Here is a 12,599-nt window from a genome sequence, read left to right as displayed (position 1 = left end):
GAGTCACCTTCCTGCCTGGCATCAAGCATGGCATTTGCCATCGTTACACCTCCACCGATCCGCTCATGCCAGGCTGTATCGCGCGCAAGCCGAAGGATGGCTAGGTGGGGGCCTCATGCCGGTTACGTTCTACTGAGAGCCGAGTCCGTCGTCGCGATCGCTTGACACATGAGATTGTCTAGTTCCATTGTCTCGATGAGATCGGAATTCCAAGTTAACGATCTATCAAACACTTTTATGTCAGACATCTGTTTCCACAGATTGGTCAAGTAACCACTGCCCTCGGCCAAAAGCTCGCCCGTGCGGTAGACGGCACAGTGCTCCTGCATGACTCTTTGCATTTTCTCGCGTATGCGGGCAGTCGGAGTGGATCCAGAAGCCCACCTAAATCGATCCAGCCGGTCAAGCGCAAGACTTGCCGAATTGGATACGGGTTCGGGTAGAGCTCCATCTTTCACGAGCGCACACGCGCGAAGAGCAGCCGCTCGACCGAATACGATGAGGTCGTTCAGGGAATTCGATCCAAGTCGGTTGGCTCCGTGCACAGAAACGCAGGCGGCTTCGCCGACTGCCATAAGACCAGGTATTATCGTATCCGGGTTGGCGTCCTTCTTAGTCAGAACCTCACCGTGATAGTTTGTGGGGATACCCCCCATATTGTAGTGAACCGTAGGAAGTACGGGAATGGGAGATTTGGTAACATCTACGCCCGCGAAAATCTTTGCACTCTCGGAAATACCTGGTAGGCGCTCTTTCAATATTTTCGGGTCTAGGTGGTCAAGATGAAGGAAGATGTGGTCTTTGTGCCTACCTACACCACGGCCTTCCCGAATTTCTAAGACCATTGCACGAGAGACCAGGTCGCGGGATGCCAAGTCCTTGGCAGTTGGAGCATAGCGCTCCATGAACCGTTCCCCTTCCGAATTAGTGAGGTATCCTCCTTCACCTCTCGCGCCTTCGGTTATGAGACAACCTGCACCATATATCCCAGTTGGATGGAATTGGACGAATTCCATATCTTGGAGCGGCAATCCGCTTCGCAAGACCATGGCCGATCCGTCCCCCGTGCAGGTGTGAGCGGACGTTGCAGAAAAGTAGGCTCTGCCATATCCTCCCGTAGCGAGGATCATAATTCTTGAATTGAAACGGTGAATTGTACCGTCGTCCATCTTCAAGCAGACAACACCAGTACAACGGCCCTCGCTGTTTATGATCAGATCGAGCGCGAAGTACTCTACGAAGAAGTGGGCGCGATGGCGCAAAGCTTGACTGTACAGAGTATGGAGTATGGCATGTCCAGTTCTATCGGCTGCGGCACACGTTCGTTGGGCGATACCCTTGCCGAACTCGGTCGTCATACCGCCGAACGGTCGCTGATAGATTTTCCCTTCTGAGGTACGCGAAAAGGGGACGCCCCAATGCTCCAATTCGTATACAGCTGCAGGCGCGTTGCGGCACAGATACTCAATAGCATCTTGATCGCCGAGCCAGTCCGAGCCCTTCACGACGTCGTACATGTGCCAACGCCAATCATCTTCGCCCATGTTACCCAATGCCGCCGAAATCCCTCCTTGAGCTGCCACGGTGTGCGATCGGGTGGGAAAGACTTTGGAAATGCACGCAGTCTGAAGTCCGTCTTCGGCGCAGCCTACTGCTGCCCGAAGACCCGCCCCACCTGCGCCCAATACAACCACGTCAAATGTATGATCCGTGATCGGATATGTTCGGCCGATTGGTAAGGGCGATTGCGGTTTTGTGGGTTCGTTCATTTGAATGTCCCGCAAAGCGTCACGCACCGAAAAGGGGCGCGGCAAGCCACGATAGCTCGTCACGCACATAATCCAGCCTCACGCCGTCTCAGTTCTTTGGGACGCCGCCCTCAGGAACACCAGGAGACATCTCCACGATCGAAGGGTGGATCGGCATCCAAGTTAGGCACCGGGATAATAATATAGATTGTGCCATATTATGCAAGTCTCGAGGCCTAGATATTAGACTGATCGTCAAAGCACAGCTACGTGAATTGAAGATCGAAGTGACATCAACGGAATTGGGCATGATGCAAGCTGACTTGGTTCACGTTTGGCCATGGCCATCTCCTGATTCCGACATACTTGGCGCTCCTAAGATGAAGACCAACGAGACGGTTTCATCTCGGTTGTTTGCGCCGAGAACTCTTCCCGCCTGTCCACTACGATTTCTTATAAAGGCAACAGGAGAACGCGATGACGCGCACCGCAATGCTCAACGTTAAATCGCCGCGCAATTATGATGCAATTACTTCTACGCTATTGCGGCAGCGAGCCGGGCGACCGTCTGTTCATCGGCCGGAGGGGATCCGATTACAGCTTAACCACTCGGCAGTATGCGCGGCTGTTGTCGGGTTGGATTGCCGGCATAGGGGTTGGATCCTCACATGTTCGGAACGCATTCGCTGCGTCGCACGAAAGCCAAGCTTATCTATCGGCGCACAGGCAATTTCCGGGCCGTGCAGCTACTCTTGGGCATACCAAAATCGAGCGCACGGTTCGATATCTGGGAATTGAGGTCGACGACGCGCTCGCGATAGCAGAACAAGTCGACGTCTGAACTACCCGGGCAGAGCGGAAATGCTCTGCCCGAGCACAATCGCCAGCTTTGGGGCCAACAGCCGAAATCGCCGATCGCGATCAGGACGCTGAGACTGCGCTCGCGGCCTTGCGGATCACATCGAGAACCACGTCTGGGCTTGGATAGCATGGGAACGTGAGACGACGTGACTTCGGTCGTGGCGGCCTTCCATCCGTTTCGAGACAAAGTGTTGCAGTTCCGGATGAACCGTCTGGTCCTGGGTGGTGAGGACATACCAGGTCGGCTTGGCGTTCCACGCTGTACCCTCGACCTTTTGGTTGAGGAGGTCCGCCACCGGCGCACCCTACGTCGCATACACCAGCTTTTGCTCCGCTTCGGGCAGATCGCCCGCGAAGTGCTTGACGCCGCTTTGCTTGAGCCAGATGCGTCCTTCCGGGGCATCGAGGTGGTCGAACACGGAGGTCGTCGGAAACTTACCAAGCAGGCTCTGGGAGGTTTCGTCGGCATCCGGCGCGAGGGCCGCAATATAAACGAGCGCGGCTACTCGCGCGTCGGTACCTGCGTGCGTGATCAGTGTTCCGCCATAGGAATGACCGACGAGGATCGCATGGCTGACGACCCGAGCAAGGCACGCCTTCACGGCGACAACGTCGGTCGCGAGGGAGTCCAGGCCGTGCTGACTGGCCATCACGTCATGGCTCTCGGCTTGGAGCGAGGGGATCAATTTGCTGAAACATGATCCATCGGCCTAGAGTCCATGCGCGAAAACGATGCTCTGTTTGGTCACGATAGTCTCCGTTGGCTGCGTGAACGTTAGTGGACGTGGTCGCGGTGCGTGGAATTCGACCCTCGTGATCACCGCCAATTCCTGGTACATGGGCGCCAACATCGACGGCAAGGCGCACCGCTTCTTGCCGTATCTCGGCCCGGAAGGCGTCGGCGGCTATCGCAGGAAGTGCGCCGAGGTCGCCGAAAAGGGCTACGAGGGCTTTGCGTTCGCGAGCCAAGGCCAGAGCGGAACCGTGCACCCGATCGCGGCCGAATAACCTGACAGTCCCTGACCGGGGCGGCGTTGAGTATCGCGCCACTTCCGGCATGGCAGTCGTGGAAGCCCTCGATATAGTAAGGTCATTTGGCTGAGGGAGGTAAATGAACCAAGCGCCCTTTAGGCGGAAGAAAGAACGACCCACCGAAGCGGGTCGTCGGGCGCTATCGCCTTTTCGCAGTATATAGCTCACGCTCCTTGCGTACCTCTTCGGCTCCATAGGGTTTGCTCGACGGATCGAAGCTCTTCCAGCCCGACTTTCGCCAAGCGGAGCTGCGGTCGCGGAGATTGACAGCGGACTGGTCGAGGATTGATTCCAGCCGTCCGCGGTCGGCGTCAGCAACCCGCGCTGATACAAGCGTGCCACCGCGACGAACGCCCTCGGCGTACAGCGGAGCCTCTTCCGCCGAGACCCCTGCTTGGGTCAAGGCGCCAACAACACCGCCGGTGGCAGCGCCAGCAGCCGCGCCGGCCGCCGTGGAGACGAGCCACCCGGCAGCAACCACCGGTCCTAGACCCGGAATGGCGAGCAACCCGAGCCCCGCTAGTAATCCAGCCGCACCGCCAACTCCAGCACCGATCCCGGCGCCTTTACCGGCACCTTCGGCGCGATCATCCACGCCGTCGGCATCACGATCTATCTTTCTATCGGCGCTGTACCAGTTGTCCGAATTATTGGCGACAATGCTGATGTCGGAGTGAGGCACGCCTGCCGCCTCCAGGCCGGTAACGGCCCGTTGCGCATCGGCGTAGTTGTCATAAAGGCGCGAAATTGTAACGGTCATGTCAAGGTGCCTTCTTACTTAGCTGAGTTTACGTTGCCCTGAAAATCCACGCTGACATCGGTCGACGAACCGCCTTTGTTGGCTTTGGCGCGCCACACGCCGTCGTCGTCCTTTTTCAGAGATGTAACATTCGAGTAGCCCGCCTGCTCGATCCTCGACTTTGCCTGGCTCTCGGTGAAGCTGTTGCGGCCAGCCACGGGGGCGCTCGAATTGTTTTGTCCCGAGCTGTTGACAGCACTGTTGTTCGGGCCAGATTGGGCAGGGGGATTTTGCCCTATCGCCGGGCTCGCTGAGAGCACCGCAGTCGCTAACACTGCAAGTAAGGTACGCTTCATTTGTTGTAGTCCTCGTTGGAAGATGCAGAGGTCCAACAACTGATCGCTGAATGATGTGTTCCTATTTTTCCCAGTCGACGCTGTCGCATTCCGCGCAGCAAGTCTTGTCCCAATAAAAAGAGATCCCCCGGCTTCCATCGGGGGCTCCTGCATCGTCACACTGAAGGGTAACGGAGATGTATCCCCATCAGCCGGAGCCAGCCTGCCATGCCACCGGGGAGTTCAATCACTTACGTTAAGGAAGGCGGAGTTTGACCGCCCCGGCGCCCGAGGAATCAGCAGGGTTTGCGCCGGGGCGTCGCTTGCTCTCGGCTGCCCCTTTTGAAGGACCCTTGGTGATCAGCGGGAGAGTCGCTTGCCGAAACAGGGCACACTCGATGCAGCGTGTCTGTGCACTTTGTAACCAAGGGCTAAGAAAAAATCGATTGCGTCTTTCGGCCGGCCGGTCGCGCGCGAACCGACACCGGCTCTGCCACGTTGCTCGACTGAGTGCGGGCTGAACGCTATCTCCACAACGCAGCAAGGGCGACCATTAGCGCCGCCGCCACACAGGCGAGCCCAACGATATAAGGCATGTCGCGTCTCTCGCGCGGCGTCATCATCACTTCCTGTCTATCACTTCCTGTCTCAGGAGAGCTGCCCCGGCGCGACTTTCGTGGGAGAGAAGCGCCGGGGCCGCGCTTCCTCTCCGTTCGATCATTGGGCTGAGGGAGGTTGAATGATCGTCGGGAGGTCGGCCCACCGAACCAAGCCCAGCGCGGGCAGCGCGTCTGTGCACTTGTGCACACGGCCCAGATTCGATTTCCGGACCAGCGCGGGTGGTCCCCGTCTCAGAGACGGCGGTAGGTCCAGGCAAGTCGGCCGGCAGCGGGGCGATCGAGATCGAATTTACGGCCGGGGCTTGGATGCGGATCACCGGTGCAGTCGACGCGGCGACGCTGAAGGCCGTTGTCGCGCCGCTGGCTGAGGGACGGCTGAGCCAAGGATTCCGCCGCGGGTTCAGGCGCGCGCTGATAACATAATCGAATGAGGGAGAGTGCTGCCACGTCCGGTAAGGGTCAAAATGGGAAGGACTGACCGTGAGCAATTCTGGTGCGCCATACCCCACAAAGCAGGCCTCAAAGCGGCGGACCGCAACTTCGCCGATGGGCCAGAAGCGGACTTGCGGGCCGCCTATACCAGCCGCCGCGGCAGTAATAGACGCATCCAAGCTTGATCTCATTCTGGTCCATTCTTCGCATCCGGCGCTGACTGCTGATAAGCATCACGGGCCCGTCTGAAATCTTTGACCGTGAGGGCGCCGCTAAGCGCTGGCTCAACGTTCAAAAGGATTCGTAATGACTCGTCGGCCTGCGCCTCGATGCGAAGGGATTCTTCGGCACCAACGAAGGGCGCGACAGTCCTCACGACTGGAGCCCTTCGTTGGCGCCGAAGGAATCCTTCGTCGGTGCCGAAGAATGCGCTGCACTATTCCTGGCCGCCATCGAAACGATACGTGCCAGCTATTGGAAAATTTCGTCCCGCAATGATCAACAGTTGCCACAGTCGCGTTGGGAGTAACGCACAGAGCAACCGTTTCAGCACGAACAGGAGATCAATGATGTCCGAGTCCTTTCCACTCCCTACTAAGCCCGAAGGCGTTGTCCCGTCGCTGATCGAGCGGTTTAAATCCGGGAGGGTCAGCGAGGTAATGGCCTTGTTCGAACCAAAGGCCGTGTTCGTCGCGAATGACGGGCGAACCCTCACTGGTCACGCAGAGATCGCCGCCAAACTCGAGCGCGATATCATGCTCGGCCTGCCGGTGAAGACCATAGTGCGCCATGTGTTCGTCGCCAACGAGATCGCCCAGCTCGTGGTGGACTGGTCAATTGATGGCACAGGGCCCGACGGCAAGCACGTGCACCTCGGAGGCACGGCATGCGACGTCGTGCGCCGCGGTGCGGACGGATTCTGGCGGTTCATAATCGATAACAATCAAGGGACGGCAGTGCGAAAGCCCGCCTGACATATGCGCCAGCCGAGCACCTACTATCAAAAGTACGGTGTGAAACCCATCGGAGTATAAGCGCAGGGTCCGCTTGCGCCTTGCCTATGGATCATGTTCTCGCATTTGATCCTCGTTCAACCTGCGGGGCCCGAGACGAGCCCCGCAGGACATCAGCCAATTCTCGCGTCATGATCTAAAAAGTATCCGGACGTCCACACGCCGGCGATCTCAATCGTGCATACGGTGCTCAAACGGCCTGCGAATGTGATAAAATTCTTGAGGTGTTTCAAGCTCCCGAGTTCTTATGTCCCAAGTCGACTGGCTAAGCCATCTCCTACAAATCGTCACCATAACCGGTCAGCTCGAGGTGCGCTGCGCCTATGGTGCGCCGTGGCGCGTTACCTGGAGCCAAGCCGCCGCGAGCGAAATTCCCTACCACGTCATAGTCAAGGGCCGCGCCATTATCGAGTACTCAGAGACGCGAACAGCACGAGAGCTGGTGAGCGGAGACATCGTGCTGCTACCTCACGGTGCGGCGCATGTGCTGCACGACGGTAGTGGGCAAACGCCTATCCGTACCCAGGAACACCGGGGGTCTGCCGGATGGGTGTTGAGCGAGAACGAGGGCGAGGGCGAGCAACTCGATCTAATGTGTGGGCGATTTTTCATCGCGCCACCACATGATCGGCTGATCCGCAACTACATGCCCGCGGATCTGGTGACGCGGGCTATGAATGGTCATGGAGAAGACGGAATCGACTCCGCCTCCAACCAACTCGCCAGCCTGGTGAGTCTGATGCGAATGGAGTCCTCGAGTGACAGAGCGGGAGGACGTGCCATGCTCAACGCACTTTCTTCGGCCCTATTCACGTTGGTATTACGCGCGGCAAGCGAAGGCGACAGACCACCCGAAGGCTTGTTGGCCCTGGCCGGCCATCCGCGGCTGGCTCCAGCAATTGCAGCGATATTCGCCGATCCGACGCGGTCTTGGAAACTGCCTGATCTGGCGGACTTGTGCGGCATGTCACGCGCAACGTTCATGAGGCACTTTCAAGACAGGCTAGGTTGCTCCGCCCTCGACCTGTTGACCGATCTCCGCATGAGTCTGGCGGCCAACGAGTTGAAAAAGCCAGCGATCAGCACCGAGGCTGTGGCCGAGACAGTCGGGTACCAATCTGTTTCGGCATTCCGGCGTGTGTTTGCCGAAAGGATGGGGATGACGCCAGGGGAATGGCGCCGACTGGCGCACAATGGCCAGCAATCGGGCGTGGTCCGAGACCTAGAAGTGTCAGATTGATCCTTTTGGGCATCTTATTGAGCTGATCCAGTCTCGAAGTCTGCATCGCCGACCGTACTGTGTGGTGGTGGCGCGATCGAAGCGCCCGCCAAACGGTTTCAACCAGCACGAACAGGAGATCAATGATGTCTGAGTCCTTTCCACTCCCTACTAAACCCGAAGACGTTGTCCCGTCGCTGATCGAGCGACTTAACTCCGGCAAGGTCAGCGCGTTGATTGAATTGTTCGACCCGAAGTGCACGTTCGTCGAGGATGACGGGCGAACCGTCACTGGTCACAAAGACATCTCCGTCCGACTCGAGCGCTTTGTCGGGCCCGGCGTGCCGCTCGTGACTAAGATGCGCCATGTGTTCGTCGGCGACGATATCGCCCAGCTCGTGTATGACTGGTGGATCGAGGGCACGGGTCGCGACGGCAAGGAGGTGCACCTCAAAGGCACGGCGTGCGATATCGTGCGCCGCGGCGCGGACGGAATCTGGCGGTTCATAATCGATAACAATCAAGGGACGGTGGTGCGAAAGCCCGCCTGACATATGCGCCAGCCGAGCACCTACTATCAAAAGTACGGTGTGAAACCCATCGGAGTATTAGGCGCAGGGTCCGCTTGCACCTCGCCTATGGATCATGTTCTCGCATTTGATCCTCGTTCATCCTGCGGGGCCCAAGACGAGCCCCGCAGGACGCAGGTTTATTCAATTAGGCGGGCGCCGTGATAACCGGCGGCGCAGGAAGCCCCAACTTCTGGTTCGGCTTGAGCGTGTCGGTCTTGTTGTAGACCGCGTTACGCAGCATGAAGGCGTCACGAATAACGAGGAGACAATTCACATGAAGGCGATTGTGGTAACGGATCAGGCCGCGGGAACGGCGGGGATGAAGCTGATGGAGCGGCCCGAGCCGTACGCAGCGATCAATGACGTTGTCGTTCAGGTTCATGCGTCGGGATTCACCTGGGATGAGTTGACGTGGCCCTCGACCTGGACCGATCGCCTCGGTCGTGACCGGGCGCCGGTGATTCCCGGGCAAGAGCTGGCCGGAGTGGTCACCGCCCTCGGCTACGGCACGACCGGGCTGTCGGTGGGACAGCGGGTGTTCGGCCTCACGGACTCGTATCGCGGCGGCACGCTGGCCGAGTATGTGGCCGTGGAGGCGCGCAACCTCGCGCCGCTGCCGGGCGATGTCGACTTCACGGTGGGCGCGAGCGTGGCGATGCCGGGCCTGACCGCGTGGCAGGGACTGTTCGAGCACGGTCGCCTTCAGGCGGGGCAGAGCGTCCTCGTGCACGGCGCGGCCGGCGCAGTCGGTTCGATGGTGACGCAACTCGCGCGATTGGCCGGCGCCTACGTCATCGGTACCGGACGCGCCGCCCACCGTCAGTCGGCGCTCGACTTCGGCGCGCAGGAGTTTGTCGACCTCGACAACGACGTCCTCGAAGACGTCGGCGGAGTCGATCTGGTTTTCGATATCTTCGGCGGCGACATCGCGAAGCGGTCCGCAGGCCTGATTCGAGCCGGAGGAACGCTGGTGACCATCGCCGGCCCCAGCGAGGCACGGCCTGCCGACGGTTTGGCGATCGATTTTGTTCTCGTGTCCGATCGCGCCGAACTGGGTGAGATCGTCCAGCGGGTGCGGGACGGACGACTGCGGACGAACATCGGCAGCATCGCGACCCTCGACGATGCCGTCGTCGCTTTCAATCCGACCAAGCGGATCAGCGGGAAGACGATCATCCGCGTTCGTCCGTGAGGACTCGGGGCCGCGTGGTTTTGCGCTCCTCTGGATCATCGTCGCCTTTTGGATCGTGGCGATCGTCGCGACCGTCGTCGCCTTTGCAATCAGGCTGATCTCGCGCGATCCTGACCTCGTCGGCACATACCAAAAGCCCGGACGCGTTCCCAAGAGTTTTTCCTGGGCGCATCCGGGCTCTGTCGTTACGCTCGCATCACATAAAACCGCCAAGCACCCTCGGAGATCGTCGATGCGGCCGGATAGAGTTCGGCGCTGCGGCTCAGGATACATTCGATGACGGCGTTGATCGGGCGTGTGCGGATAGGCAAAATCTCGATAGTCATTTCGCAATCCCATTCGGACATCAAATGCTTGGCCAATTTCGACTTGGCCCCGTTTGACCTCGATGACTTTGACGGGAGTGAAGAGGATATCGTTGGTCATCCCGTCGCCGTGACGGCCACCTATCCAACTTGGCCTTTCAACAAAGCACACCTTTTCGACGACGACATCCGTTGCATCGGCGAGGAAGATTGATCGGCACATCAGTAGCGTCCGATCTCTGGTCAAGAAAATAGGCCACGGGTGGCTTAGGCTCAGCCGCTGTCGCCAAGTGCACTGCATTGACCGCTACGCCAGCAATATAGGTCAACGGAACCCGCGGCTCTTAACCCGACCAGGCTGGATGTCGCCTTCGGGGTCAAAAGCGCCGATTGGAAGGTCGACCAGTAACTTCCGATCTACCCCGGTAAGCAGACCATTTCCGATCCCGCGCGGATTTCGCATTCGGGCCACAAGCGGATGTCGTCGCCTAATCGATCATTGGTGGATGCGGCGATGAGCAACCCACGACCTTAGCCGACGAGGATGCGCCCCGTGGTAAAGCCCCGATTCGTCTCAGACGATGGATCTACTGTCAGCATCACTGACGTGCCTCAGCAACAAAAGGTTCGTCGAGGAAATTCATGGCCGACCACAAGAAGTCGGCTTAACCTTCCTGACCGCTCGGGTCGGAATTCGATACTGACCTAGAGCACCATTATGATCAAAACGCCAATCGCTACTGCTGCTGCGGCCGCAGTAGAACTTTGGTTTGCGCAACCGGAACGTTGGAAATTGGAGGTGACCCCAATGACAACAGAGATGCGGAAGACCGGAATCGACGTCGTTGGCGACATGGTGGCCTGGGGTGCCCACTTTTGCCTCTTTTATGAGACGAGAGAGGATCTCCTCGACACGTTGATCGAATTCTTCAAGTCGGGTTTGGGAAGGGAGGAGTACTGCCTGTGGGTTGTTGCCGAGCCTTTGACGATCGAAGAAGCCACAGCTGCGTTGAAAGCCGCTATGCCTGACCTTGATCGACACCTGGCGGACTCCAGGATGGAAATTGCGTCGGCCCGCGATTGGTTTCTCCAGGGCGGCACGTTTGATGGCAAGAGACTGACAGACGCTTGGTATGAGAAGCTCGCTAGCGTATCGGCCAGAGGGTACGCCGGCATGAGAGCGACCGGGGATACAACCTGGGTAGCAAAGAAGGACTTCTGGAGACACTTTTGCGACTATGAAGATAGTCTCAACGAGGTTATCAGCAATCAGAGCCTTGCCCTGCTGTGCACGTACCCGCTTGCGACGTGCGGAGCTCATGAAATCCTGGATGTGGTGCGTACACACCAGTTTGTCCTCGCAAGGCGACACGGGAATTGGGACATTGTCGAAACCGCCGCGCTCAAGCGAGCCAAGGCCGAAATCAAGGGGCTCAATGAGGAACTCGAACAACGTGTCGTAGAACGGACCAACCAGCTGATGCTGGCGTCGGAAGCGCTGCGTGAGGCGCAGACGCAGCTGGCACACGTCAATCGCGTCACGACGATGGGAGAGCTGTCGGCCTCGATTGCCCATGAAGTCATGCAGCCAATCGCGGCGACAGTTACCAATGCCGGAGCTGCCTTGCGCTGGCTAAACGCCCAGCCGCCAAATCTGGAGCGGGCCCGGCAGGCGCTCGGCAACACCGTCGAGGCAGGCAACCGAGCCACCGACGTCATAGGCCGGATCCGTGCCCTAATCAAGAAGGCGCCCCCACGGAAGGATGCCTTGGAGATCAACGGAGCAATCCTTGAGGTCATTGCCCTGACCCGCGGCGAAATTGTGAAGAACGGCGTCTCGGTGCAGACACAACTCGCGGAGGCCTTGCCGCTCATTCAAGGAGATCGAGTCCAACTGCAACAAGTGATCCTCAACTTGATCATCAACGCCGTCGAAGCGATGAGCGCGGTCAGTGAAGGGGCGCGAGAGTTGCTAATCAGCACCGGAAAAGATGCATCGGGCTGGGTGCTTGTCGCCGTGCGGGATTCGGGCCCGGGACTGAACCCGGAGAGTTTGGCCCGCCTGTTCGACGCATTCTACACTACCAAGCCTGGTGGCATGGGCATGGGACTATCGATCTGCCGATCGATCGTCGAAGCTCATGGGGGACGAATATGGGCCTCTGCTACTGCCGCCCCGGGTACAGTCGTTCAATGTATCTTGCCTGTAGGGTGAGAGTGTAAACGCAAAATTAGACTCGTCCTCGCAACCCCGACATCGTGAACGGTAGCCTGCCGTTCCGGAAGGAGTTCTTGGGGCCTGAAGTCCGGAATGGGTCAAAAGCGCCGTTCGAGAAGTCGGCCGAGCATTTCCGGTCTACCCCGATAAGCAGACCGTTTTAGAGCTCATCCGGACTTCGCCCTCGGGCCAAAAGCAGTCGGCCTCGAGTGCACGCGAGTCCGATGCGGAAGGCGAACGGCCATCATAACGCGCGGTTATTGACTTCATCGCGTGATGTCATTTCCCAGTCGCCGCGCGGAATTTCATGCTT

At 58.7% G+C, this 12,599-nt stretch carries 11 protein-coding genes and 2 pseudogenes; 9 read left to right on the top strand and 4 right to left on the bottom strand.

Annotated features, from left to right (window positions below):
• Positions 1–128: 128 nt before the first annotated feature.
• Positions 129–1,769 (bottom strand): annotated as a pseudogene (gene sdhA, locus ACZYOF_RS38350) (succinate dehydrogenase flavoprotein subunit); the annotation flags it as partial.
• A 538-nt stretch (positions 1,770–2,307) separates the two neighbouring features.
• On the opposite strand from sdhA, the pseudogene ACZYOF_RS38345 reads away from it, so the two are divergent.
• Positions 2,308–2,589, top strand: a pseudogene (locus ACZYOF_RS38345) (tyrosine-type recombinase/integrase); the annotation flags it as partial.
• A gap of 325 nt (positions 2,590–2,914) precedes the next feature.
• Here the strand turns inward: ACZYOF_RS38345 and ACZYOF_RS38340 are convergent.
• Complete coding sequence (locus tag ACZYOF_RS38340) at positions 2,915–3,259, bottom strand: alpha/beta fold hydrolase (RefSeq protein ID WP_349017064.1); 345 nt, start codon at positions 3,257–3,259, stop codon at positions 2,915–2,917.
• 163 nt (positions 3,260–3,422) lie between these two features.
• Here ACZYOF_RS38340 and ACZYOF_RS38335 point away from each other — a divergent pair, with 163 nt between their 5' ends.
• Complete coding sequence (locus ACZYOF_RS38335) at positions 3,423–3,617, top strand: hypothetical protein (RefSeq protein WP_349017063.1); 195 nt, start codon at positions 3,423–3,425, stop codon at positions 3,615–3,617.
• 163 nt (positions 3,618–3,780) lie between these two features.
• Here ACZYOF_RS38335 and ACZYOF_RS38330 read toward each other — a convergent pair whose 3' ends face one another.
• Both ACZYOF_RS38330 and ACZYOF_RS38325 read right to left on the bottom strand, forming a co-directional pair.
• Entirely contained in the window at positions 3,781–4,401 is a 621-nt protein-coding gene (locus ACZYOF_RS38330; RefSeq protein WP_282531505.1) for a general stress protein, read from the bottom strand.
• A 14-nt stretch (positions 4,402–4,415) separates the two neighbouring features.
• The gene (locus ACZYOF_RS38325) at positions 4,416–4,736 is read right to left on the bottom strand and encodes a PepSY domain-containing protein (protein ID WP_282531504.1); all 321 of its coding nucleotides are present in this window, start codon (positions 4,734–4,736) and stop codon (positions 4,416–4,418) included.
• Between the two features lie 818 nt (positions 4,737–5,554).
• On the opposite strand from ACZYOF_RS38325, the gene ACZYOF_RS38320 reads away from it, so the two are divergent.
• From ACZYOF_RS38320 to ACZYOF_RS38290, 7 genes are all read left to right on the top strand, one after another.
• Positions 5,555–5,758 (top strand): hypothetical protein, encoded by a 204-nt coding sequence (locus tag ACZYOF_RS38320; protein ID WP_463719000.1) that lies wholly within the window; start codon positions 5,555–5,557, stop codon positions 5,756–5,758.
• 578 nt (positions 5,759–6,336) lie between these two features.
• Positions 6,337–6,741 (top strand): YybH family protein, encoded by a 405-nt coding sequence (locus tag ACZYOF_RS38315; protein WP_282531503.1) that lies wholly within the window; start codon positions 6,337–6,339, stop codon positions 6,739–6,741.
• Positions 6,742–7,027: 286 nt separating this feature from the next.
• Positions 7,028–8,020: an AraC family transcriptional regulator gene (locus ACZYOF_RS38310; RefSeq protein ID WP_282531502.1), complete on the top strand. Its 993-nt coding sequence runs from the start codon at positions 7,028–7,030 to the stop codon at positions 8,018–8,020.
• Between the two features lie 125 nt (positions 8,021–8,145).
• Positions 8,146–8,550, top strand: a complete 405-nt coding sequence (locus tag ACZYOF_RS38305) for a YybH family protein (protein ID WP_282531501.1) — start codon at positions 8,146–8,148, stop codon at positions 8,548–8,550.
• 295 nt (positions 8,551–8,845) lie between these two features.
• On the top strand, positions 8,846–9,763 hold the full coding sequence (locus ACZYOF_RS38300) for an NADP-dependent oxidoreductase (protein ID WP_282531500.1): 918 nt from the start codon (positions 8,846–8,848) through the stop codon (positions 9,761–9,763).
• Positions 9,764–10,039: 276 nt separating this feature from the next.
• A complete protein-coding gene (locus ACZYOF_RS38295; protein ID WP_463718999.1) occupies positions 10,040–10,282 on the top strand; it encodes a hypothetical protein in 243 nt (80 codons plus the stop codon).
• Positions 10,283–10,786: 504 nt separating this feature from the next.
• Positions 10,787–12,283 (top strand): MEDS domain-containing protein, encoded by a 1,497-nt coding sequence (locus tag ACZYOF_RS38290; protein WP_463718998.1) that lies wholly within the window; start codon positions 10,787–10,789, stop codon positions 12,281–12,283.
• Positions 12,284–12,599 lie beyond the last annotated feature (316 nt).

This window comes from Bradyrhizobium sp. LeoA1Lang, assembly GCF_055413685.1.
This window is presented reverse-complemented; position numbering and strand designations above follow the sequence as displayed.